Source organism: Enterobacter cloacae complex sp. (assembly GCF_900322725.1).
Taxonomy (GTDB): domain Bacteria; phylum Pseudomonadota; class Gammaproteobacteria; order Enterobacterales; family Enterobacteriaceae; genus Enterobacter; species Enterobacter quasihormaechei.
Map to the genome: position 1 here is coordinate 4,308,433 of NZ_LT991957.1, position 22,434 is coordinate 4,330,866.

General features: G+C 56.0%; 23 protein-coding genes. 19 read left to right on the forward strand and 4 right to left on the reverse strand.

The window, feature by feature from the left end; translation table 11 throughout:
* Positions 1-72 precede the first annotated feature (72 nt).
* Both DBR02_RS21160 and DBR02_RS21165 read left to right on the forward strand, forming a co-directional pair.
* Complete coding sequence (locus DBR02_RS21160; RefSeq protein ID WP_107535351.1) at positions 73-861, forward strand: PhzF family phenazine biosynthesis protein; 789 nt, start codon at positions 73-75, stop codon at positions 859-861.
* Between the two features lie 24 nt (positions 862-885).
* On the forward strand, positions 886-1,698 hold the full coding sequence (locus DBR02_RS21165) for a PhzF family phenazine biosynthesis protein (RefSeq protein WP_107535352.1): 813 nt from the start codon (positions 886-888) through the stop codon (positions 1,696-1,698).
* Between the two features lie 20 nt (positions 1,699-1,718).
* Here DBR02_RS21165 and ptrR read toward each other — a convergent pair whose 3' ends face one another.
* Entirely contained in the window at positions 1,719-2,597 is an 879-nt protein-coding gene (gene ptrR / locus DBR02_RS21170) for a putrescine utilization regulator PtrR (RefSeq protein WP_107535353.1), read from the reverse strand.
* A gap of 99 nt (positions 2,598-2,696) precedes the next feature.
* On the opposite strand from ptrR, the gene sad reads away from it, so the two are divergent.
* The 8 genes from sad to DBR02_RS21210 all read left to right on the forward strand — a co-directional run bounded on the left by sad (position 2,697) and on the right by DBR02_RS21210 (position 11,465).
* Entirely contained in the window at positions 2,697-4,079 is a 1,383-nt protein-coding gene (sad, locus tag DBR02_RS21175) for a succinate-semialdehyde dehydrogenase (RefSeq protein ID WP_107535354.1), read from the forward strand.
* 127 nt (positions 4,080-4,206) lie between these two features.
* Positions 4,207-5,796: a methyl-accepting chemotaxis protein gene (locus tag DBR02_RS21180; RefSeq protein ID WP_063866716.1), complete on the forward strand. Its 1,590-nt coding sequence runs from the start codon at positions 4,207-4,209 to the stop codon at positions 5,794-5,796.
* A 62-nt stretch (positions 5,797-5,858) separates the two neighbouring features.
* Positions 5,859-6,785 (forward strand): glutaminase B, encoded by a 927-nt coding sequence (gene glsB, locus DBR02_RS21185; protein WP_063866715.1) that lies wholly within the window; start codon positions 5,859-5,861, stop codon positions 6,783-6,785.
* Entirely contained in the window at positions 6,785-7,147 is a 363-nt protein-coding gene (locus DBR02_RS21190) for a DUF4186 domain-containing protein (protein ID WP_063451328.1), read from the forward strand. The genes glsB and DBR02_RS21190 overlap by 1 nt, the downstream gene beginning before the upstream one ends.
* A 58-nt stretch (positions 7,148-7,205) precedes the next feature.
* Positions 7,206-8,171: a GGDEF domain-containing protein gene (locus DBR02_RS21195; RefSeq protein ID WP_107535355.1), complete on the forward strand. Its 966-nt coding sequence runs from the start codon at positions 7,206-7,208 to the stop codon at positions 8,169-8,171.
* Positions 8,172-8,253: 82 nt separating this feature from the next.
* Entirely contained in the window at positions 8,254-8,781 is a 528-nt protein-coding gene (locus DBR02_RS21200) for a GNAT family N-acetyltransferase (RefSeq protein ID WP_102751194.1), read from the forward strand.
* 117 nt (positions 8,782-8,898) lie between these two features.
* The gene (locus tag DBR02_RS21205) at positions 8,899-10,350 is read left to right on the forward strand and encodes a tagaturonate reductase (protein WP_107535356.1); all 1,452 of its coding nucleotides are present in this window, start codon (positions 8,899-8,901) and stop codon (positions 10,348-10,350) included.
* Positions 10,351-10,550: 200 nt separating this feature from the next.
* Positions 10,551-11,465, forward strand: coding sequence for a bestrophin family protein (locus DBR02_RS21210; protein WP_063451324.1), 915 nt, complete (start codon positions 10,551-10,553; stop codon positions 11,463-11,465).
* On the opposite strand, the gene DBR02_RS21215 is transcribed toward DBR02_RS21210, so the two are convergent.
* Positions 11,453-12,001 carry a GNAT family N-acetyltransferase gene (locus tag DBR02_RS21215; protein ID WP_107535357.1) on the reverse strand — a complete coding sequence of 183 codons (549 nt, stop codon included), beginning with the start codon at positions 11,999-12,001 and terminating at the stop codon, positions 11,453-11,455. The two genes, DBR02_RS21210 and DBR02_RS21215, sit on opposite strands and share 13 nt — an antisense overlap.
* A gap of 147 nt (positions 12,002-12,148) precedes the next feature.
* Here DBR02_RS21215 and DBR02_RS21220 point away from each other — a divergent pair, with 147 nt between their 5' ends.
* The 7 genes from DBR02_RS21220 to DBR02_RS21250 all read left to right on the forward strand — a co-directional run bounded on the left by DBR02_RS21220 (position 12,149) and on the right by DBR02_RS21250 (position 18,689).
* A complete protein-coding gene (locus tag DBR02_RS21220; protein ID WP_107535358.1) occupies positions 12,149-13,111 on the forward strand; it encodes a hypothetical protein in 963 nt (320 codons plus the stop codon).
* A complete protein-coding gene (locus DBR02_RS21225; protein ID WP_107535359.1) occupies positions 13,111-13,719 on the forward strand; it encodes a hypothetical protein in 609 nt (202 codons plus the stop codon). The genes DBR02_RS21220 and DBR02_RS21225 overlap by 1 nt, the downstream gene beginning before the upstream one ends.
* The gene (locus tag DBR02_RS21230) at positions 13,716-14,156 is read left to right on the forward strand and encodes a GNAT family N-acetyltransferase (protein WP_107535360.1); all 441 of its coding nucleotides are present in this window, start codon (positions 13,716-13,718) and stop codon (positions 14,154-14,156) included. The genes DBR02_RS21225 and DBR02_RS21230 overlap by 4 nt, the downstream gene beginning before the upstream one ends.
* Positions 14,157-14,290: 134 nt before the next feature.
* Positions 14,291-15,286, forward strand: coding sequence for an alpha/beta fold hydrolase (locus DBR02_RS21235; protein WP_107535361.1), 996 nt, complete (start codon positions 14,291-14,293; stop codon positions 15,284-15,286).
* A gap of 44 nt (positions 15,287-15,330) precedes the next feature.
* Entirely contained in the window at positions 15,331-16,071 is a 741-nt protein-coding gene (locus DBR02_RS21240; protein ID WP_107535362.1) for a response regulator, read from the forward strand.
* Positions 16,068-17,363, forward strand: a complete 1,296-nt coding sequence (locus tag DBR02_RS21245; protein ID WP_107535363.1) for an ATP-binding protein — start codon at positions 16,068-16,070, stop codon at positions 17,361-17,363. The genes DBR02_RS21240 and DBR02_RS21245 overlap by 4 nt, the downstream gene beginning before the upstream one ends.
* A 135-nt stretch (positions 17,364-17,498) precedes the next feature.
* Entirely contained in the window at positions 17,499-18,689 is a 1,191-nt protein-coding gene (locus DBR02_RS21250; RefSeq protein ID WP_107535364.1) for a cytochrome c biogenesis protein/redoxin, read from the forward strand.
* Positions 18,690-18,695: 6 nt separating this feature from the next.
* On the opposite strand, the gene tam is transcribed toward DBR02_RS21250, so the two are convergent.
* Both tam and DBR02_RS21260 read right to left on the reverse strand, forming a co-directional pair.
* The gene (tam, locus tag DBR02_RS21255) at positions 18,696-19,454 is read right to left on the reverse strand and encodes a trans-aconitate 2-methyltransferase (protein WP_107535365.1); all 759 of its coding nucleotides are present in this window, start codon (positions 19,452-19,454) and stop codon (positions 18,696-18,698) included.
* 84 nt (positions 19,455-19,538) lie between these two features.
* A complete protein-coding gene (locus DBR02_RS21260; protein ID WP_107535366.1) occupies positions 19,539-20,123 on the reverse strand; it encodes a GDP-mannose pyrophosphatase in 585 nt (194 codons plus the stop codon).
* Between the two features lie 86 nt (positions 20,124-20,209).
* On the opposite strand from DBR02_RS21260, the gene DBR02_RS21265 reads away from it, so the two are divergent.
* Positions 20,210-20,968, forward strand: coding sequence for a DeoR/GlpR family DNA-binding transcription regulator (locus DBR02_RS21265; protein WP_107535367.1), 759 nt, complete (start codon positions 20,210-20,212; stop codon positions 20,966-20,968).
* Between the two features lie 104 nt (positions 20,969-21,072).
* The gene (locus DBR02_RS21270) at positions 21,073-22,365 is read left to right on the forward strand and encodes a glycoside hydrolase family 28 protein (RefSeq protein ID WP_107535368.1); all 1,293 of its coding nucleotides are present in this window, start codon (positions 21,073-21,075) and stop codon (positions 22,363-22,365) included.
* Positions 22,366-22,434: the final 69 nt, after the last annotated feature.

A 22,434-nucleotide genomic window follows, 5' to 3' on the forward strand; every position in this document is an offset into this window, starting at 1 on the left:
ATGCAGCGGTAGCGAGCGAGGGGGATTTCATTGAAGATAGAGAACAACACAACAAAAACGGGCGGTAACTCGATGCAGGAGATTGATTTTTATCTGGTAGATGCGTTCAGCGCGTCCTCCTTTGGCGGCAACCCGGCGGCGGTATGCCCGCTGAAAGCGTGGCTGCCGGATGAGACGTTACTGCGTATGGCGCAACAGCATAACCAGTCGGAAACCGCGTTTTTTGTCTGCACCGAAGGGGGGATTGAGCTGCGCTGGTTCACCACGCTTACCGAGGTCAATCTCTGCGGTCACGCGACCCTTGCCGCAGCGTATGTTCTGTTCAACGAACTGGACTATCCGGACTCGCGTATTCATTTTGATACCACTTCCGGCCGCCTGACCGTCAGCCGGGAGGGTGACTGGATGACGCTGGATTTCCCCGCCTGCCCGACGCAGGCGCAGATGCCGCCACCGGAGATGCTCTCCGCGCTCGGTATCAGCCGCTATGTCGACGCCCGCATAGGCCGTGCCTGGGTGCTGGTGCTGGAAAACCGCGAGCAGGTGGAAGCCGTTACGCCGGACTTCTCCGCCATGTTGCCGGGCGTTCATAAGGTGGCTGTGACCGCCCGGGATGAAGGGGAGTATGACTTTGTCAGCCGTTTCTTTTCGCCGGGCGTGGCCGTGCCGGAAGATCCGGTCACCGGCTCCGCACACACCATGCTGATCCCATACTGGAGTGAGAAACTCGGTAAAACAAAGATGTTTGCGCGTCAGGTTTCTGCCCGCGGCGGGGACGTCCGCTGCGAACTTAAGGGCGACCGCGTGCTGATGGGCGGACAGGCGTCACTGTATCTCAAGGGCACAGTTTTTCTGCGCTAACTAAATGGATAAGAGGAATAAACGATGCAGGAAATTGATTTTTATCTGGTAGATGCCTTCAGCGACAGGGCGTTCGGCGGCAACGCAGCGGCAGTGTGTCCGCTGGAGTCCTGGCTTGCGGACGAGACGTTGCTCAACATGGCGAAACAGCATAACCAGTCGGAGACGGCGTTCTTCGTGCGCACGGACGAAGGCTTTGAGCTGCGCTGGTTTACCACGCAGGATGAAATTAACCTGTGCGGCCACGCGACCCTGGCCGCCGCGCACGTCATTTTTGAATACCTGGACTATCCGCACACGGAGATTACCTTTAGCACGCGCTTCGTGGGGGATCTGACGGTAACTCGCAGCGGCGACTGGCTGACGCTGAATTTCCCGGCCTGGTCAACCGAGGCCGTCGACAACCCGCCGCCGGCGCTGTTCAGCGCGCTGGGTATTAGCGCGGCGAAAGAGGTGCGCGTCGGTCGTGACTATATGGTCGTGCTCGACAGCCAGCAGCAGGTGGAGGCCCTGACGCCGGACATCGCGGCGATGACCCCGCTGGGGAAAATGGTCTGCATCACGGCGCCGGGGGACGCGTATGATTTCGTCAGCCGCTTCTTCTGTCCGGGTGAAGGGGTGCCGGAAGATCCGGTCACGGGCTCAACCCACAGCATGCTGATCCCGTACTGGAGCGAAAAGCTCGGTAAAACGCAGATGGTTGCCCGCCAGGTGTCCCGGCGCGGCGGCGATTTGCGCTGCGCGCTGAAGGGCGACCGCGTATTGATTGGCGGGCAGGCCACGCTGTATATGAAGGGGAAAGTTTACCTTCGCCTTCAGGATTACGGACAACGTTAATTGCCCGTACGCTGAGCCAGTTATGCAGAAGGCGCTGATGGCTGACGTTCGTTCAGCAGCGCGATAAATGCCTCGAGCTGGCGCGTCATCGCCCCGCGTCGCCACACCAGCCAGGTGGTGAGCCAGCGCCAGTTCTCCGCCAGCGGCCACGCCGCTACCTGGTGGTGCCCCGGCATGCTCTCCAGCATGGAGCGGGGCATCAGCGCAATGCCTGCTCCCGCGATCACGCAGGCGAGCATCCCGTGATAGGACTCCATCTCATGGATCCGTCCCGGCGTGACGCGGTCAGCATGAAACCAGCTTTCCAGATGACGCCGGTACGAGCAGTTGGCGCGAAAGGCGTAAACGTCGCTGCCGCTTACCTGCGCGGCTTTTGATACTTCTGCGTGTCCCGCAGGGGTGACCAGCATCATCTCTTCCCGGTAAACCGGCATGCCTTCCAGCTCCGGGTGCGAGAGCGGCCCGTCGACAAAGGCCGCGCTGAGCGTGCCCTCAAGCACGCCGTCAATCATCGTGCCGGAAGGCCCGGTAGACAGCGCAAACTGAATGCGCGGATAGCGCTGGTTAAACAGCGCCAGGCTTTCCGGAATGCGCACGGCGGCGGTACTTTCCAGCGCGCCGAGGGAGAATAATCCCTGCGGTTCATCCCCGGCGACCACCATTCGGGCTTCGTCGACCAGCGCCAGGATCTGCTTGCTGTAACGTAAAAAATTGTGCCCGGCGGGGGAAAGCCGCAGGCGCTGATTCTCGCGAATAAACAGCTCCACGCCCAGATCTGCCTCAAGCTGACGGATGCGGGTGGTGAGGTTTGAAGGCACCCGGTGCACCTTCTGCGCCGCCTGGGTAATGCTGCCGGTCAGCGCGACGGCGTTAAACATCTCAAGCTGTGTTAAGTCCATGCCATTCTCGATTCGTGAATAAGGTGGTGAGTATTATTCATTTTTAAGAAATACCAGAGTGGGCGACAATGAATCAACCGTTATTACGTGGAGAACATCATGACCTATTCATCTGCAACCCATGCTCTCTCTGTCAACCCGGCGACCGGCGAAACGCTGGCCGCCTGGCCGTGGGCAACGTCTCAGGACGTGGAGCGAGCCATTGCGCTGGCCGATGCCGGTTTTCGCCAGTGGCGACGCGAAGGCATAGCGCACCGGGCACAAAAACTTCGCGATCTGGGTACGGCGCTGCGCAGCCGTGCGGAAGAGATGGCGCAGACTATCTCCCGCGAGATGGGCAAGCCCATTGTCCAGGCGCGTGCGGAAGTGGCGAAATCAGCCAGCCTTTGCGACTGGTACGCCGAACACGGCCCGGCAATGCTGCGCGCGGAATCCACCCAGGTCGAAAATGCGGTCATTGAGTATCGTCCGCTGGGGCCGATCCTGGCGGTGATGCCATGGAACTTCCCGCTCTGGCAAGTGCTGCGCGGTGCGGTGCCGATCCTGCTGGCGGGGAACAGCTATCTGCTTAAACATGCGCCAAACGTGCTCGGCTCGGCGGACCTGATTGGGCAGGTGTTCGCGGATGCCGGCTTCCCGGAGGGGGTCTTTGGCTGGGTTAACGCGACGAATGACGGCGTCAGCCAGGCGATTAACGATCGTCGTATTGCGGCGGTGACGGTGACCGGCAGCGTTCGGGCAGGCGCGGCGATTGGCGCGCAGGCAGGTGCGGCGCTGAAGAAATGCGTGCTGGAGCTGGGCGGCTCCGATCCGTTTATCGTCCTGAACGATGCCGATCTGGATCTGGCCGTCAGCGCGGCGGTGGCCGGGCGTTATCAGAATACCGGACAGGTTTGTGCGGCGGCGAAACGCTTTATCGTGGAAGCGGGCGTGGCAGAAGCCTTTACCCAACGCTTTGTAGACGCGGTTGCGGCGCTGAAGATGGGCGCACCGGATGAAGAAGAGCACTATATTGGCCCGATGGCGCGATTTGACCTTCGCGATGAGCTGCATCAGCAGGTGCAGGCTACGCTGGCGGAAGGGGCGACCCTGCTGCTGGGCGGAGAGAAGATGTCCGGGACCGGTAACTATTACGCACCAACCGTACTCGGCGGCGTCACCCCGGAGATGACGGCCTTCCGTCAGGAGCTGTTTGGTCCGGTAGCGGCAATTACCGTTGCGAACGATGCGGCGCATGCCTTGCAGCTGGCTAACGACAGCGACTTTGGCTTATCTGCGACGGTCTTTACCGCGAACGACGCGCAGGCTGAAACCTTCTCTCGCGAACTGGAGTGCGGCGGCGTGTTTATCAACGGCTACAGCGCCAGCGATGCGCGTGTCGCCTTTGGCGGCGTGAAGAAGAGCGGCTTCGGGCGAGAGCTTTCTCATTTCGGTCTGCACGAGTTCTGTAACGTTCAGACGGTCTGGAAGGATCGCGTGTAATGTTGTTGCCGGGTGGGGCAAGGCCGCTACCCGGCAGTTCATGTTTCCTGTCATTATTCTGCAATGGTTCTGTCATTTTCGTTTCGTAGACTCGCTCGCGTCTAACGTATTGTTACAGAAGAAAATTATGAACCTAACGCAAATTTTTCGCCGTCTTGCGCAGCGCATTATTCCCCGTCAGTTTGGCCTGCTGACCGGCATCTTTTGTATTATTGGCCTTTTCTCCGCTCTGCAACTCTCTTCCTCCTTCCTGCTGACCGCCTCCCTCAATGAAGCCCAGCGTAACGAACAGCGCAATCAGCTGGCCTGGCAGCAGCAGAGTAAGCTGGATCAGGCGCGCGTTTCCCTGCTGGCCGCCAGCGATCTGCTCAACCGCTCCGGCGTTTACTTTATGCAGGATAAAGAGACCGGCTCTGAAGGAAGCTGGCATAGCCTGATGGACGAGGCGCAAAAATCCCTGGCGGCGTCTCAGCAGGCATGGCAAGCCTGGCTTGCGCTTAATCCGCCGAAAGACGAGGGGCTGGTTAACAGCTATCAGCTTTTCTTCGGCGCCATCAGAGAGCAGGCGGAAGGGCTGGTGAAAACCAACAGTATCGATCTCTTTTTTGCCGTACCTGCCCAGGCGTTTCAGACCGATTTTAATGACAACTTTGCGCGCTATCAGCAACGGAGCGAGAAGCAGGCGATACAGGGGCGTCAGTCGTTAATGGAACAACTCTCAGGCCTGCAACGGCTGTTCCTGTTTGCGCCGCTGGTGCTGCTCGCCATTGCCATTGCCGTCTGGTTCGGAATGGCGAAATGGGTGATATCTCCGCTACGCCGTCTGATTGCCCATATCAACCAGCTTGCGGCAGGGGACCTGTCGGGCACGCCGCCTGACGTTATGCGCTTTAACCGGGAAATCAGCCAGCTCAGCAACAGTATTACCGCCATGCAGCGCGGGCTACAGCAGCTGGTGACTCAGGTCAGCGAGGCCACCACCTCCATGGTTGAGAATATCGGGTCACTTGCGCAGGGAAATCAGAAGCTTTATCAGCAGTCTACGCGTCAGGCAAAAGAGCTGGAGGAGGTAACGGCACATATTGCCGACCTCGAAACCCACGTTGAGGGCAATACGGGTTATGCAAAGCTCGCCCGCTCGCGTGCCGATGAGGCCCGACAGGCTGCCGCCGGCGGGGAGCAAATGATGTCTGCGGTGAATGGCTCAATGCAGACGATCGTCGACCGATCCTCAGAAATGCGCGGGATCGTCGCAATGATCGACAGCGTGGCGTTTCAGACCAACATTCTGGCCCTTAACGCCGCCATTGAAGCCGCCCATGCGGGGGAACAGGGGCGCGGGTTTGCGGTGGTCGCCCGGGAAGTGGGGCTGCTGGCCCGAAAAAGCAGTCACTCCACGCAAACCATCCAGGCGCTGATCAACCACTCGCTTCAGGGCATTGAGGAAGGTTCTCAGGTGGTCAACCGTCTGGAGGATAATTTGCAACAGGTCACCGGGCTGGTGGCGAATCTGAGCAGCCTGCTGAACGATATTTCGCTGGCTACCCTGAATCAGGGGGAAAGTATCCATCAGATGACCCGTCAGCTTCAGGCGCTGAATCAGGTATCGCGTCAGACGGATGTGCTGGTCAGCGAAGCGTCGAATGCCTCTGAACGCCTGCATCAGGCATCCGATCTTTTGATGCAGGCCGTCTCGCGTTTTCGTCTCCCTGCCTGACGTGACGTATCAGCCTCTGTTATACTCGCAGCCCGTTTTAGCCTGAGGGCAAGGAGCAAAGTGTGGCTGCGGTCATCCATAATGAGATGCTGGACGAGATTCTGGCGCAGGTTCGTCCGTTACTGGGGCAGGGTAACGTTGCCGATTACATTCCCGCGCTGGCTTCAGTCAGCGGGAATAAGCTCGGCATCGCCATTTGTACTATCGACGGTCAGCGCTTTCAGGCGGGAGACGCGCTGGAGCGCTTTTCCATTCAGTCGATCTCAAAAGTGCTTAGCCTGGTTGCCGCCATGCGCCAGTATGACGAGCAAGAGATCTGGCAGCGGGTAGGCAAAGATCCGTCCGGTCAGCCGTTCAACTCCCTTCTTCAGCTTGAAATAGAGCAGGGTAAGCCGCGTAACCCGTTTATTAATGCCGGAGCGCTGGTGGTGTGCGATATGCTGCAAAGCCGGCTGAGCGCGCCGCGGCAAAGAATGCTGGAAATTGTGCGTCAGCTTTCCGGCGTACAGGACATTGCCTACGATCCGGTGGTGGCGCGGTCCGAATTTGAACACTCCGCCCGTAACGCCGCCATTGCCTGGCTGATGAAGTCCTTCGGCAATTTTCATAATGACGTTGCTACGGTGCTGCAAAACTATTTCCATTACTGCGCGCTGAAGATGAACTGTGTCGAACTGGCGCAGACTTTCCTTTTTCTGGCGCATCAGGGCCATGCCCCGCATCTGGCCGAGGACGTCGTCTCTCCGATGCAGGCCCGGCAAATTAACGCCTTGATGGCAACCAGCGGCATGTATCAGAACGCCGGGGAGTTTGCCTGGCGCGTGGGGCTGCCGGCTAAATCCGGCGTTGGCGGTGGGGTTGTGGCAATTGTCCCCCACGAGATGGCGATTGCCGTCTGGAGCCCGGAACTGGACGAGACCGGCAATTCACTGGCGGGCGTGGCGGCGCTGGAACAGCTGACCAAACGTCTGGGACGGTCCGTTTACTGATGTCCACGCTCGATCCTTTATTTGCGCGCCTGGCTCGCTCGACGTTCCGTTCGCGTTTTCGTTTAGGTACCAAAGAGCGGCAATACTGCTGGGATAAGGGCGTGGAGACTATCGATCGGCATGCGGCCGATTTTGTATCCGCGCGGCTGGCACCTGCACACCCGGTAAATGACGGTAAGCAGACGCCGATGCGCGGCCATCCCGTCTTTATCGCCCAGCATGCCACGGCAACCTGCTGTCGGGGCTGTCTGGCTAAGTGGCACGCTATCCCGCAGGGCGTGCCGCTCAATGCGCAGCAACAACAGTATATCGTCAACGTGATCCATCATTGGCTGGTCATTGAGGTAAATCGTGCCTCCTGAACTGACAATGTCTCTGTTTAAGCTACGCTTTTACTAATGCTCAGCGTCAGGAGACGTTATGAAAGCACCTTTAGTTCCCGTTAATGAAGCGGAGCGCCTGATTGCTCTGCGCGAGTCCGGTCTGCTCGAGATCGACAATAATCCCGCGTTTGATCGTCTGACACGGCTGGCATCACGCTTTTTCAGGGTGCCGCTGGCGATGATCACGCTGGTGGATGACAACGCCGTCATCGTGAAGTCTGCCGAGGGCAAAGTGCCCGTCAGCCAGCCTCGCGATCTCTCGTTCTGTGGCCATACGATTCTGGGTGATGCCCCGCTGGTGGTGAGTGACACGCTGCTGGACGAACGCTTTGCGGATAATCCGCAGGTGGTGGTAGAGGGCGGCATACGCTTTTATGCCGGTTTTCCGCTGCGTTTACGCGACGGGGCGTGCGTAGGATCGCTGTGCATTATTGATTACGCACCGCGCGAATTTACGGCGGCGGATTCCGCCGTGCTGGCCGATCTCAGCGCGCTGGCAGAAGATGAATTTGCCGCAGTCAGCGCGGCCACGACCGATGAGCTTACGGGGTTGTTCAACCGTCGCGGGTTTAATCAGTTTGCGCATTTTGCCCTGTCGGTTGCGCGGCGTCGGGCAGAGCCGTTAACGCTTGGCTGGCTGGATCTGGACCATTTCAAAACCATTAACGATCGCTTCGGCCATCAGGAGGGCGACAAAGCCCTGAAAGCGATGGCTAACCTGATGCGTTCGTCGTTTCGCGAGGCCGATCTGCTGGTACGTTTCGGCGGAGATGAGTTCGCGGTGCTGTTTGCGGACACCGATGAGCCAGGCGCCTGGATCGCTATGCAATATCTCGTCGAACAAACGGAAAAGTTCAACGCGCGCCAGCTGCATCCCTGGTCGTTACAGTTCTCCTGGGGGCTGAGCGAGTTCGATCATCACCGGAACGATATGCAGGCGTGGTTAAAACAGGCGGATACGCAGATGTACGCCATGAAGCAGCTGCATCACCGCGAAAAATGACATAACGAAATCCTATGTCATCGCTTGTTGCGTTACAAAAATGTTAATAGCAAAGTGGAGAGATTCAACCTAAGGACGCGCTATGAACTCTCCCATGCTGATTAAACCTCTTTCCCGGCAGGACATTCTTACCCACCTCGATGACCTGATCGATATTCTTGTCAACTGTGTTAACGGCGGTGCCTCCGTCAGTTTTATGCTGCCTTTTACTGCTGAGAAGGCGCGTACGTTCTGGCTCGGCGTTGCGGACAGCGCCGGGCGCGGCGAACGAACCCTCCTGGGCTGTTTCGATGAAGAGCAAGGCCTAATAGGAACGGTACAGCTCATCACCGATCAGCCTGAAAACCAGCCACACCGCGCAGACGTCGCAAAACTTCTGGTTCACGAGAAGGCGCGTCGTAAAGGGGTAGCCATGGCGCTGATGGAAGCGCTGGAGGCGGTTGCGCGTGAAAAAGCGCTGACGGTGCTGGTGCTTGATACCTCGACCGGCAGCGGCGCGGAGACGTTTTACCAGCGTGCAGGGTGGCAAAAGGTGGGGGAGATCCCACGCTACGCGTTGATGCCGAACGGCGATATGGCGGCGACCTCGGTGTTCTATAAATTTTTGTGATTATTTCCCGCCATTGCGTCATGAGTTGATCCAGATAGGGGTTCTGGTTGTGAAGTTTTGATAAGTTATTACACCAATCTTATCAGGCTGTATGACTAATCATAAAGGACCTCCATTGTGAACACACTCAACCGTCGTGATTTTCCCGGTGCGCGCTACCCTGAACGTATCATCCAGTTCGGCGAAGGTAACTTCCTGCGCGCGTTCGTTGACTGGCAAATCGACCTTTTGAACGAGCACACCGATCTCAACTCAGGTGTGGTGATTGTTCGGCCGATCCAGAGCGATTTTCCTCCGTCGCTGAGTACTCAGGATGGTCTGTATACCACGATTATTCGGGGTCTGAACGAGCAGGGGGAAGCGGTAAGCGATGCGCGTCTTATTCGCTCTGTGAACCGTGAAATCAGCGTCTACAGCCAGTACGATGAATTTCTGGCGCTCGCCCATAATCCGGACATGCGGTTTGTCTTCTCCAACACCACGGAAGCGGGCATCAGCTATCACGCGGGCGATAAGTTTGACGATGCGCCTGCTGCCAGCTATCCGGCCAAGCTGACGCGTCTGCTGTTCGAACGCTTTACCCACTTCAACGGGGCTGCGGATAAAGGCTGGATCATCATTCCTTGCGAACTCATTGACTACAACGGCGAAGCCCTGCGTGAACTGGTGCTGCGTTATGCGCAGGAGTGGGCGCTGCCGGCGGCGTTCATTGCCTGGCTGAACGACGCGAACACCTTCTGCTCGACGCTGGTTGACCGCATTGTTACCGGCTACCCGCGTGATGAGGTGGTGGAGCTGGAAGCCGAGCTGGGCTATCACGACGGTTTCCTGGACACCGCTGAACATTTCTATCTGTTTGTTATTCAGGGGCCAAAATCGCTTGCAGCCGAACTGCGCCTGGATAAATACCCGCTCAACGTCCTGATTGTTGACGATATCAAACCGTATAAAGAGCGTAAGGTGGCGATACTCAACGGCGCGCACACGGCGCTGGTGCCGGTTGCTTATCAGGCCGGACTGGATACGGTAGGGGAAGCCATGAACGACGCGGAGATCTGCGCGTTCGTTGAAAAGGCTATCTATGAGGAGATTATTCCGGTACTGGATCTGCCGCGCGACGAGCTGCAATCCTTCGCCCGTGCCGTAACGGGGCGCTTCCGTAATCCGTACATTAAGCACCAGCTGCTGTCGATTGCCTTAAACGGGATGACGAAATACCGCACCCGCATTCTGCCGCAGCTGCTGGCAGGGCAGAAGACGACCGGCAAACTGCCCGCACGACTGACATTTGCCCTGGCGGCGCTGATTGCCTTCTACCGTGCCGAACGCAACGGTGAGCGTTATCCGGTGCAGGACGATGCGCACTGGCTGGAGCGTTATCAGCAACTGTGGACGCAGCATCACGACAAGCAGATTACTACGCACGATCTGGTTTCGTCGGTGTTAAGCGTGAGCGAGCACTGGGAGCAGGACCTGATACAAGTGAATGGACTGGTAGAACAGGTTGCGCAGGATCTGGATGCGATTTTAAGTAAAGGGATGCGCGATGCGGTGAAACCGCTCTGCTAATCAGACTGCCCGGCGTTTGCCGGGTTTTTTTAGCAACTCTATTTAGTTACAACATACTATAGGATCTTTTTTTAAATCACATGCAGCACCGTGCGGTTTAGGCTAATCAGGTGAGAAAATGCAATGAGTTGTTAACATGCTTGCAACCGTGACGGGGATCACGTTTAATAGCCGCGCTCTTTACTTTTCTGAAGCTGATTATGATTGTTCGTCCTCAACAGCACTGGCTGCAACTGATTTTTGTCTGGCATGGTTCGGTACTACCCAAAATTTATACCCGACTGCTGCTTAACTTCCTGCTTTCCATCGCCGTGATTGTCATGCTGCCGTGGTATACCTCGCTGGGCATCCGGTTTACCGTCGCGCCATTCAGCATTCTGGGCGTGGCTATCGCTATCTTCCTTGGCTTTCGGAACAACGCCTGCTATTCGCGCTACGTTGAGGCTCGTCTGCTTTGGGGGCAGTTGATGATAGCGGCGCGCTCGCTGTTTCGCGAGGTAAAAAACACCTTACCGGATGATAAACATCTCGGAGAGTTTGTCCGCCTGCAAATCGCCTTTGCTAACTGTCTGCGCATGACTCTGCGCAAAGAAATCAATGCCGAGCGGCTTTCTCGCTATCTGTCTCCGGACGATTTACGTAAGGTAATGGACGCCAACTCCCCGGCGAACCGTATCCTGCTGATTATGGGGGAGTGGCTGGCCGTACGTCGACGTAGCGGGCATCTCTCAGACATCCTGTTTCACAGCCTGAACAACCGCCTGAACGATATGTCCATCGTGCTGGCCGGCTGCGAGCGTATCGCCAATACGCCCGTCCCGTTTGCCTATACGCTGATCCTGCACCGGACGGTGTATCTGTTCTGCATCATGCTGCCGTTTGCGCTGGTTGTTGATCTGCATTACATGACGCCGTTCGTCTCCGCGCTGATTTCGTACACCTTTATCTCGCTGGATACCCTTGCGGAAGAGCTGGAAGATCCGTTTGGGACAGAAGATAACGACCTGCCGCTGGACGCCATCTGCAACATGATGGAGCGCGATCTGTTACAAATGAACGATGAAGAGAACATCCCTGAAAGACTGATGCCGGATAAGCATTATCAGCTGACCTGACGGGCATTCCACTCGTCGCGGGTGATTTCCCACAGTTCCGAGTCCAGCACGCCGCTGACGTAGGCTTTTTTTTCTGTCCTGAGGAGCCGCATGCCGCTGCTGTCTGAAATACGTCGGGAGCGGCTATTGGCAGCCGCTTTCGGCGCACGTAGCACCGGTTTGTTAAGCGTATTGAACCAATAATCCGTGGCCGCAATACTCGCCTCCCGCATATATCCCTGTCCCTGAAATTCAGGCGCGAGCCAGAAGCCCCGGTTGTTGTCTTCCACGTCGTACAGGCAAATTAATCCCATCAGTTCATCAGGCGCTTCGCGACGGCAAATCGTCCAGAACCACGCTTTACCTTTGGCCATATCGGGCAGCGCAACGTTGTTGACATAGCTTTCAGCACCGTCGTCCGGATAGGGCCAGGGAACGGAAGCCACCATATAGCGAACAATTTCCCAGCGTGGATAACGCTGCTGGATCTGAACAGCATCGGCGGCAACGAGGGGTTTAAGCAATAGGCGTGCTGTCGTCAGCGTGGGTATCGTCATCCGGTGATCTCCATATTTGAGCGTTATGATTTTGTTTGGGTTCTGGTATTTTTATCTTAATTACATTCTGTTCCGTTCTACTGTACTTTATTTACGTTATAAAAGTGTCGGGTTAAAGAAATCAACCTGCTTGATAAGGAGAAGAATATGGTTCTACCTGGGATGAACCTTGATAAAAACTTACCGGGCTATGATTTTGCGAAACTCTCGGGAGTTGGGGCTGCGGATTTTGATTTTAAAGCACTCGGAGCAGCCATGGACTGTAACCGTGAGTTCGCTCACGCGGGAATCATTTACGCTGACGGACCTCAACGCTTCCTGGTTAGACCCGGCAAACGACACCCCCAAGGGCAAAGTGGGATAGTTACGCATATTATTGTGACAAAAGCCTCCTCGCTTCCCTCCGCCTCCACAGCAGGAAAAGCATTGAGTGATGCAGTCTCTTCTACCTCAATGGGAACTGAAATTGCCTCAACCGTTCTGTCATGTGGCGCGATGATCATCACTGGCGGAGTGATGCTTGCTGGAACAGCAGCAACCCCCCTTACAGCAGGCGGGGGAAGCGTATTAGTCGCTATTGGCTATGCCGGAACAGCCGCCACCGGTCTGCAATGTATGAATGGCCTTTATCGAATTTATGATTTGGTTGAAAATGACGGCGCCAACGTCGCCTGGCTGGATACCCAGGACTGGTATGTTGCGACATCCACTTCTTTAGATGTCATTTCCCTGGCAAGCGCAGGAGGTGCATTGAAAGAGGCTGTGACCACCTGGCGCGCAATGAAATCCGTTTCTTCCTTGAAGGCAACCGAGTGGTTAAAAAGTTATCCTCGTCAGGACCGTGCTCGACTGAGTGAGTTAATTATTCGCGCTCAAAACCCTGGTATAAGTAATAAAGAAGTTAAAGCTCTGATTCGTGCAGGATTTTATCCAAAAAGATTCCCAACGGGTCCTGTTCAGTTGGAACTTACCAGGCAATTAGGTCAAGTGGTAACGAGTGCCGCGGCGCTTGCAGGAAGTGCTGTAAGCGGAGTAATTGCCGCTCCAGGGAACATACCTCGCACCAGTAAATACATTATTGGTACTATCCAGTCACTGGCGGTTTTTTGATGAAAATTTTGCCTTTGTTAACCGGACACGTTTCTTATGAACTCCTGCAACACGGGAAACGGATTGAGGACGCTATCGCCCGTCATGACGATGTGTTATTAGACCATTCTACGCCTGAACTGGAGCGCTATTTCTCACGCCCGCTTAGTGAGTTGCCACGGCAAAATGCTTATCCAGTAGCGATATTATTACCACTTTTTCTGATTATTTTTGCGTTGAACTTGCTGCCATTTCTCCGGTTGGTATCAAGTATTTCGCCATCGCTACATGTACTCAGTTTTTTTGTCCCATCGTTAACCATACTTATCTTCCTGATGCTCGCCAGTACACGCCTCGCTCGCGGATACACTTCAGGACTAACAGGATTTTTAGCGCTTTTTATTCTCCTGTTCACATTAACGGTTCTGCAATGGCTTCACTATCTGACTGTTTCTGACGCCAGTAGCTGGCAGCTGATTATTGCAACGATCGCTCTGGTATTAAGCCGCATGGTGTTAAACAGTCGAGGCTTTGTGCTGTTCACGCTATTTTGTCGGTCAAAGCGTCTTGCCACGCTGGCTCGCATCATGCGTTTAAAAAGCAGTAAGGATAATGTGAGGAACACATGACGCTCACCGTACGCCCGTTACGCGCTGAAGATTACCCACAGTGGCGACAACTGTGGGATGGCTATACCCATTTTTATGACTGCTACCTTGACGAGCCCGTCACCGCAGCGACATGGGAAAGGGCGCTGTCAGGCTCATCATCCCTGTTTTGCCGGGTCGTGGAGAAAGACGGCAACGTCATCGGCTTCGCCATGTGTGTCCTGCATGAAGGAACCTGGTCAACCGCGCCGGTTTGCTATCTGGAAGATCTGTTTGTTAATGCTGCCGAACGTGGCGCAGGGGCAGGTAAAGCGCTGATCGATGCCCTGATCGATGAGGGCAAGCGGGAAGGGTGGTCAAAACTTTACTGGGTCACCCGGGCAAACAATCCGGCGCGTAAACTCTATGACCACTATGGTGAAGCCGACGATTACGTCCGTTACCGAATCACCCTATAACCCGATTTGTATCACACTGTATCTGCGCCTGAGAGACATACATGTTTATGCAATAAAACCGCCTCTGCACACATCCCCTATACAAACCCATGGTGTTATATCTCCGTCAACTGAACTCACCCGGAGATAACATCATGCTTAACAAACTCGCCTATTCAGCAGTCGCATTGACCGTTTCGCTTGGCACCGTAATGTCCTGTCAGGCAGAAGCGATGGATAAGGATTACTCGTCGGCTTTTAACCAGGTAAAACAAATTAACGCCGGCGATCTGAACGTCGGTTATGTCGATATCGGGCCGAAAGACGGGCAACCGGTGATCCTGCTGCATGGCTGGCCGTACGATATTCACAGCTACGCGGAAGTTGCCCCCGCGCTGGCCGCGAAGGGGTATCGTGTCATCGTGCCGTCCCTGCGCGGTTACGGCACCACGCGATTTATCTCTGATAAAACACCGCGTAACGGCCAGCCTTCGGCAATGGCGAAAGACATCGTCAACCTGATGGACGCCCTGAATATCAAACAGGCGGTGTTTGCCGGTTATGACTGGGGTGCACGTACGGCGGATATCGTTGCGGCGCTTTGGCCGGAGCGCGTGAAATCGCTGGTCTCGGTGAGCGGCTACCTGATTAGCAGCCAGGCGATTGGTCAACAACCTTTACCGCCGAAAGCGGAGGTACAGTGGTGGTATCAGTTCTACTTCGCCACGCCGCGCGGTGCTGAAGGCTATGCTAAATATACGCACGATTTTGCCCGCCTGATCTGGTCCCAGGCTTCGCCTGACTGGACATTCAGCGATGCCACCTTCAATACCAGCGCCAAATCCCTCGATAATCCGGACCACGTTGCCGTCACGCTCAGTAATTACCGCTGGCGTCTGGGGCTGGAGAAGGGGGAGAAGAAATATGACGCCTATGAACAAAAGCTCGCCGCGCTGCCGAATATTACGGTGCCGACCATCACCATTGAGGGCGGTAACAACGGAGCTCCACATCCGGCACCTGCGGCCTATGCCGGAAAATTTACCGGGAAATATGAGCACCGCACTTTTGGCGCGACGGTTGGCCACAACCCGCCGCAGGAAGATCCGCAGGACTTTGTTAAAGCGGTTGTCGACGCGGATAAGCTCTGACATGTGCTATTTTCAATCCGTTACCTCTTAATCAGGAGCCTGCGGTGGAGCATATTGATCGCATCCTTGTCGTCGATGACGACAGGGATATTCGTGAACTGATTGTCGATTACCTGGTGAAATCCGGTTATCACGCCTCTGGCGCGGCGAACGGGAAAGAGATGCGCGTGATGCTCGACAAACAGCATATCGACCTGGTGGTGCTGGACGTGATGATGCCCGGCGATGACGGTCTGACGCTGTGTCGACAGTTGCGCAGCAGCAAGCATAAGGATCTGCCGATCCTGATGCTTACCGCGCGCAACGAGGACACGGACCGGATCCTGGGGCTGGAGATGGGCGCAGACGATTACGTGGTAAAACCGTTTGTGGCCCGCGAACTGCTGGCGCGTATCAAAGCCATCCTGCGTCGGTTTCGCACCATGCCGCCAAATCTTCAGGTGACCGAGGCAGGGCGCCTGGTGGTGTTCGGCGAATGGCAGTTGGATACCGTGGCGCGTCATCTGATCGATAATGAAGGGATGATCGTGGCGCTCAGCGGGGCAGAATACCGGCTCCTGCGCGTGTTCCTCGATCATCCTCAGCGGGTGTTAAGCCGTGACCAACTGCTGAACCTGACGCAGGGACGCGATGCCGAACTGTTTGAGCGTTCGATTGATCTTCTGGTGAGCCGCGTGCGGCAGCGCCTGAATGAGGATGCCCGCACGCCGGCCTACATAAAAACCGTACGCAGTGAAGGCTACGTGTTTACCATGCCGGTGACCATCGTTGAGGCCAATGAATGACGCTGTGGCCCAAAACATTACTGGCCCGGCTGCTGATCATTGTGCTGCTTGGGCTATTGCTGGCTAACGCACTCAGCCTGACGCTGGTCATGGTGGAGCGTATGCACAGCGCGCGCACGGTTATGCTGGGCAATCTTGAGAATGACGTTGCCACCAGCGTGGCCATTCTCGACCGGCTTCCCGCGAAAGAGCGCCCGCAGTGGCTGGAACGGCTCAGCCGGGGGAATTATCGTTACATCCTTGGCCCCGGGGAAGCAGGCGCCGCGCCAGTGGATAAACGCTCGCGGGACGCGGTTCGTACCCTGAAAGAGACGCTTTCTGCCCAATATCCGCTCCAGTTCACGGCGGTTCCGGGGCCGATCTCCCATATTCAGGCCCATCTGGCGCTCCGCGACGGGGCACCGCTCACCATCGATCTGATCCCGCGTATGCCGCCCGTCGCCAGCTGGTTACCCGTGGTGCTGGTTCTTCAGCTGTTACTTGTCGCGCTTTGTTCCTGGATTGCCGTGCGCCAGGTTGTCCGGCCGTTCCTGCAATTCACGCGTGCGGTTGATTCGCTCGATCCTGCGGCCCATTCACTCATGACTGAAAAAGGACCGATTGAGGTGCGTCAGGCGGCGCATGCCTTTAATGCGATGCAGTCGAGGATACAGACGTATCTGCGTGAACGCGCGCAAATTCTGGCGTCCATTTCTCACGATCTCCAGACACCCATCACGCGCATGAAGCTGCGGGTCGAGATGGCGGATCGGCCCGAGTTGCGCGATAAGTTGATGAGTGACCTCGATAATATGTCGCGCCTGGTACGGGAGGGTATTGCCTATGCCCGTTCATCAGAATCCATTGAAGAGACGACGCTGAAACTGGAACTGAATGCGTGGATTAACAGCATCGCCAGTGATTATCAGGACATCGGTAAAAACGTGCAGTTTCATGCACCCGCTACGCGTCTGCCGATCGTTACCCGCCCGCAGGCCTTGCGTCGGGTGATGACCAATCTGCTGGATAATGCGCTGAAGTTTGGCGATAGCGCGGTAATAGACATTGATGCAGATGAAAATCAGGTGGCAATCCGCATTCTGGATAACGGTCCTGGTATTCCTGAGGCTGAACTGGAAGCCGTGTTACAGCCGTTTTATCGGGTTGAAACGTCGCGCAACCGCGACACGGGCGGCACCGGATTAGGCCTCGCGATTGCCGCGCAGCTCACCGCCCAGCTTGACGGGAAACTGCATCTTGCAAACCGTAACGAGGGCGGGCTGGCCGTCAGCGTGACCCTTCCGCGCGGTTAATTGTACTCCTGTGTATCTGCACGCCGCGCCGATACACGGGCAGACGAAATGCAGCTTTTAGCACACAGCCTGAACACATTCTTACGGTGAAATGACCTCACTGCACCTTCGCAGCAACGGTATTGTGAGGTCCTTATGTTTCTGATAATTGCTTTTTTGGGTGGCATGATTAGCCTGCTCAGCCCGTGTACGCTTCCGGTCATTCCTCTGCTGTTCGCCGGTTTCCAGGGGCAGCGCAAACACATTCTGGCGCTACTCGGGGGGATGATTGTGATGTTTACGTTGGTGGCGATGTTGGTCACGGTTGCCAGCGAGTGGATCGCCGACGCTACCGTTATCGCCCGCTGGATTGCGCTTCTGGTGCTGGGCATCGCCGCACTGGCTCTCATTTTCCCACCGTTCGCACAACGGATTGCCAGCCCGGCGGTCAGCGTCGGGAACGTGCTGAACACCCGCAGCGCACAGACGCGCGGCATGTTGTCGGCATTTCTGGCAGGGCTGTCCGTAGGACTCCTGTGGTCTCCCTGTGCCGGACCGATTCTCGGGGCAATATTCAGCATCAATATTGCGGGTCACTCGGTCATTGCAACCGGCGCGCTGTTAGCCGCTTACGGCGGAGGATGCGCGCTGATGCTGGGGCTGCTTGTCATCGGAGGGCGTAAGCTGATCACCCCTCTGAGGGCAAAATCCGCGTTGATGGCGCGTCTGCGTCAGGGAGCAGGGGTAATGATGTTAGCCGCCGTGGCCTTTAACGCCTCCGGAATGAGTTCGTCGCTGAAAGGAGCTAACGGCATTGCCGACCGTCTGGAAAACGCCCTGTTGAACCTTGCGCAACCAGCCTCCACGCAGGTGAAACTACAGCCGGTGGCTGACGCGGAGCCGAGCAGCCAGCTGCCGTCCCTGGACGGCGGTACGGGCTGGATAAACGGTGACCCTGTCACGTCTGCATCCCTGCGGGGGAAAGTGGTGCTTATCGATTTCTGGACGTGGGATTGTATTAACTGCCAGCACACGCTCCCGCACGTACGTGACTGGGCGAAGAAATACCAGTCTGAAGGCCTCGTGGTGATTGGTGTTCACACCCCGGAATATCCATGGGAAAAGCCGTTATCATCGGTGAAAAACGCGGTCAACAAATGGCAGCTGCCGTACCGCGTCGTGACGGATAATAACTATAAAATCTGGAGCGCGTTCGGAAATCAGTACTGGCCGGCGCATTACTTTTTCGATGCGAAAGGGCAACTGCGTTACACCTCGTTCGGCGAAGGTCACTACGACAAGCAGGAGGCCGTTATACAACAGCTGCTCAAGGAGGCGCGTTCCTGATCCGGCTCAGGGTGCCCGCTGAGCAACCATAAACAGGCGTGGAAAGGCCAGCAGTATCTGCCCGTTCTCCTGGAGCGGATACTGCTCTACCAGCCGTTCATGATAGCGTTTCAGAAAGTTTTTCTGCTCGCTCTCGTTGAGATCCTGCAACCACGGCCTTAACCCCGTTGCGCTGACCCAGTCAATGATCGCCTGATGAGAACTCATCTGATGGAAGTAGGTGGTGCGCCAGATATCCACGTCGCATCCCGCTTCCGTCAAAATATCGTAGTAGGCATGGATGCCCGGCAACGGCTCGCGGCCACGATCGGGGTAGCCCTGTTCCGCTGCAACTTCACGCATCAGGGCGTGCGTCGGCTCAAGCCAGTTGTCGGGCATTTGCACCGCCAGCACGCCGTTTAGCTGAAGTAGTGAAACCAGATGTGGCAGAAGGTGGTAATGGTCCGGGATCCATTGCAGGGAGGCGTTGGCGTAGATCAGGCTAAGAGGCTGTTCAGGTTTGTAGTGACGAATATCCGCTTCAATAAACTGACAGTCTGGCAGAGCCTGTCGGGCTTCATCCAGCATGGCAGGGGAGTTATCCACGCCGGCGATCTGCGCTGTAGGCCAACGCTGTTTCAGCAGTGCCGTGCTGTTACCCGGCCCGCAGCCCAAATCCACGGCAGTCGTTACGTCAGCAAGCGGCACCCGGGCGAGTAACTCAGCGGCGGGACGCGTGCGCTCTGCGCTGTACTGAAGATAAAGAGAGGGATCCCAGTCGGCCATTTTCGCATCTCCATGTTGAGGTGTTCAGCAAGAATAGCACAGGCAGAAACCTGCGCCGCGGCAGGTATCTGGATAACCGTGAGATTATAAAATGCCTTTCAGGGCTACGTGATAAAGCAGCATGATGGTTTTACCGTCGACAATCTGGCCGTTCTCAATGCCCCGTAGCGCGTCGTCCAGCGTCATTTCCAGCACGTCGATATCTTCCCCCTCGGCCTTAACGCCGCCGCCCGCGCTGGCCCGATCCTGCGGGTGATATTCTGCCAGATAGAAATAGAGCTTTTCGGTAACGGAGCCCGGGCTCATGTAGGCCTCACAAACTTTCTCAACGCGCGTCACCTTAAACCCGGTTTCTTCTTCTGCTTCGGCCTTAATCCGGCTTTCAGGATCCAGGTTATCAAGCAACCCCGCGGCTGCCTCAATGAGATCCTCTTCGTGACCATTGATAAACACCGGGAAACGGAACTGACGCGTCAGAATGACGGTTTTGCTGTCGCGATTATAGAGCAGGATCGTCGCGCCATTCCCGCGGTCATACACTTCACGCTCTTGCCGCTGCCAGTCGCCATCGCTGCGCTGGAGGTCAAAAGTGTATTTTTTCAGGTTATACCAGTTATCGGACAACGTTTCGCTAGTGATAATACGTATATCTGCACGTTTTGATTGCACGTTTAGCTCTCCTCTCGTAGAGTAAACATCATAAGCAGCACTATCGTGCAAAAACAAGCCATATCGTGCAATATCGGGAATAAAAAATGCTCACCAGTCAGCGTAAACAGTTAATCCTTGAAAAGCTGGAGGCGGAAGGCCAGGTTCAGTCTACTGCGCTTAGCCACTTATTTTCGGTGTCTGAGGACACTATTCGCCGGGATTTACGCGAACTGGCGGCAGAAGGGCGTTTGCAGCGTGTCCACGGCGGCGCGCTTCCGGCATCGTCAGCGATTGCGCCTTTTGCCGAGCGCCAGTCCGTTAAAATGGATGCCAAGAAACGCGTGGCCCGTCGGGGCGCGCAGCTCATTTCGCCGGGGCAGGTGGTGATTGTCGATGGCGGGACAACCACCTCAGAACTGATCACGTTTTTACCGCCAGATCTACGGATTACCGTGGTGACGCACAGCCCGGGTATCGCATTGGGGCTGGTCGACCATCCGAGCATAGAAGTGATCCTGATTGGCGGCCGATTGTATAAACATTCCATCGTCACGGTCGGCGCGGCCGCTATTGAAGGCATCAACAATATTCATGCAGATCTGTTCTTCATGGGCGTCACTGGCGTTCATCCCGAGGCCGGACTGACTACAGGAGATTATGAGGAAGCGTGCATCAAACGTGCATTTTCCGGCAGAGCGGCGGAAACGGTAGTACTGGCCTCGCCGGAAAAGATCAATACGGCCTCGGCGTTTGTGATTGGCGATTTGTCGCTGGTCAATACGCTGGTCGTTGAGGACACAACGGATGAACGCTGGGTCAACGCCATGAAAGAAAAGGGCATTGCGGTGATCGCAAGCCAGTAAATATCCGTTTTTTTGCCAGCCTGACTGCGGGGCTGTCAAACAGACAAAGGTTATGCGTCACGCTGATTCTTAGACTAACGCTTTCATTCGTTTAAGGACAACCCATGAAAGCGATCTCCATTCTGGCCTTCGGCGCGGACCCAACCGCGCAACGCCTGTCAACTTCCGCCATTCAGCAAGCCATCAATACCGCGCAACGCAACGACGTCATCGTTATACCGCAAGGCCATTTTCTGACCGGAGCACTGTTCATGAAAAGTGGAGTATCGCTTCGTCTGGACGCCGGCGCTCGGCTTATGGGAAGCCAGGATTTAGCAGATTACCCGCTGATTGATACCCGGGTAGCCGGCATTGAAATGCGCTGGCCGGCAGGCATCATTAATATTATCAACTGTGAAAACGTCAGCATTACCGGTACGGGCACGATAGACGGGCAGGGTGCAGTCTGGTGGCAACGCTTCTGGGGCGAGGACGAGCACAGCGGAATGGTCGGTGACTACAGCGCCAGAGGGTTGCGCTGGGTGGTTGATTACGACTGTCAGCGCCCGCGCAATGTTCTGGTTTATGAAAGCCAGACCATTTTGCTGCGTAACTTCACCAGTCGGGAATCCGGATTCTGGAACATGCACCTCTGTTATTCGCGCCATATCGCGGTTGAGGGCGTGCAGATTAGCAATTCTGCGGGGCCGAGCACCGACGGAATTGACATCGACTCCTGTGAACAGGTGCGGGTTGAACGCTGCATCGTTTCCTGCAATGACGACAATATCTGCATCAAATCAGGACGGGGTCGCGAAGCGGCGCAAAAAGCACGTCCCGCGCGGGATATAGTGATTCGCGGCTGTACGCTGAATAAAGGGTCCGGGATCACCCTTGGGAGCGAAACCTCAGGCGGCATTGAACGCGTCCTGATCGAAGATAATGCGTTTAACGGTACGGGCGTTGGATTTCGCATTAAGTCTGCCCGCAACCGAGGCGGGTTCATTCGGGATATTACCGTACAGAATTTGCGACTTACGGACGTACGCTTTCCTGTTCTGATCCAGCTGAACTGGTTTCCGCAGTACAGCTATGGCCATCAGGACAATTTATCGGAAAAACCAGAACACTGGCGCAAGCTGGCTGAGGGCGTCGAGGGAGAAGCCGGGCTTACTGCGGTCAGCCGCCTGACGCTTAAAAACATTGTGGCCCGGCGATCCGCCAATACCATTTTTTCACGCGCGTTTTTCATTGAAGGGTATCCGGAGCGTCCGGTATCCGGGCTCGTGCTGGAAGGTATTGCGATTGATGCCACCGAGTTCGGTAAGATTTCGGGCGTTGACGGGCTGCACTTTAACGATGTCCATGTCACGGCAAGGGAGGCCACGCGGGACAGCAATGATGTTTATGAGCGTTGAGAGCACAACACTCATTGCATTTTTTAAAGCAATCTTTTCAATGCTACACTGTCCGCAACCATAAATTTC

Coding starts and splice junctions, on each gene's coding strand:
- DBR02_RS21160 (WP_107535351.1), top strand. CDS start 73: ATGCAGGAGATTGATTTTTATCTGGTAGATGCGTTCAGCGCGTCCTCC.
- DBR02_RS21165 (WP_107535352.1), top strand. CDS start 886: ATGCAGGAAATTGATTTTTATCTGGTAGATGCCTTCAGCGACAGGGCG.
- ptrR (WP_107535353.1), bottom strand. CDS start 2,597: ATGGACTTAACACAGCTTGAGATGTTTAACGCCGTCGCGCTGACCGGC.
- sad (WP_107535354.1), top strand. CDS start 2,697: ATGACCTATTCATCTGCAACCCATGCTCTCTCTGTCAACCCGGCGACC.
- DBR02_RS21180 (WP_063866716.1), top strand. CDS start 4,207: ATGAACCTAACGCAAATTTTTCGCCGTCTTGCGCAGCGCATTATTCCC.
- DBR02_RS21190 (WP_063451328.1), top strand. CDS start 6,785: ATGTCCACGCTCGATCCTTTATTTGCGCGCCTGGCTCGCTCGACGTTC.
- DBR02_RS21195 (WP_107535355.1), top strand. CDS start 7,206: ATGAAAGCACCTTTAGTTCCCGTTAATGAAGCGGAGCGCCTGATTGCT.
- DBR02_RS21200 (WP_102751194.1), top strand. CDS start 8,254: ATGAACTCTCCCATGCTGATTAAACCTCTTTCCCGGCAGGACATTCTT.
- DBR02_RS21210 (WP_063451324.1), top strand. CDS start 10,551: ATGATTGTTCGTCCTCAACAGCACTGGCTGCAACTGATTTTTGTCTGG.
- DBR02_RS21215 (WP_107535357.1), bottom strand. CDS start 12,001: ATGACGATACCCACGCTGACGACAGCACGCCTATTGCTTAAACCCCTC.
- DBR02_RS21220 (WP_107535358.1), top strand. CDS start 12,149: ATGGTTCTACCTGGGATGAACCTTGATAAAAACTTACCGGGCTATGAT.
- DBR02_RS21225 (WP_107535359.1), top strand. CDS start 13,111: ATGAAAATTTTGCCTTTGTTAACCGGACACGTTTCTTATGAACTCCTG.
- DBR02_RS21230 (WP_107535360.1), top strand. CDS start 13,716: ATGACGCTCACCGTACGCCCGTTACGCGCTGAAGATTACCCACAGTGG.
- DBR02_RS21235 (WP_107535361.1), top strand. CDS start 14,291: ATGCTTAACAAACTCGCCTATTCAGCAGTCGCATTGACCGTTTCGCTT.
- DBR02_RS21245 (WP_107535363.1), top strand. CDS start 16,068: ATGACGCTGTGGCCCAAAACATTACTGGCCCGGCTGCTGATCATTGTG.
- DBR02_RS21250 (WP_107535364.1), top strand. CDS start 17,499: ATGTTTCTGATAATTGCTTTTTTGGGTGGCATGATTAGCCTGCTCAGC.
- tam (WP_107535365.1), bottom strand. CDS start 19,454: ATGGCCGACTGGGATCCCTCTCTTTATCTTCAGTACAGCGCAGAGCGC.
- DBR02_RS21265 (WP_107535367.1), top strand. CDS start 20,210: ATGCTCACCAGTCAGCGTAAACAGTTAATCCTTGAAAAGCTGGAGGCG.
- DBR02_RS21270 (WP_107535368.1), top strand. CDS start 21,073: ATGAAAGCGATCTCCATTCTGGCCTTCGGCGCGGACCCAACCGCGCAA.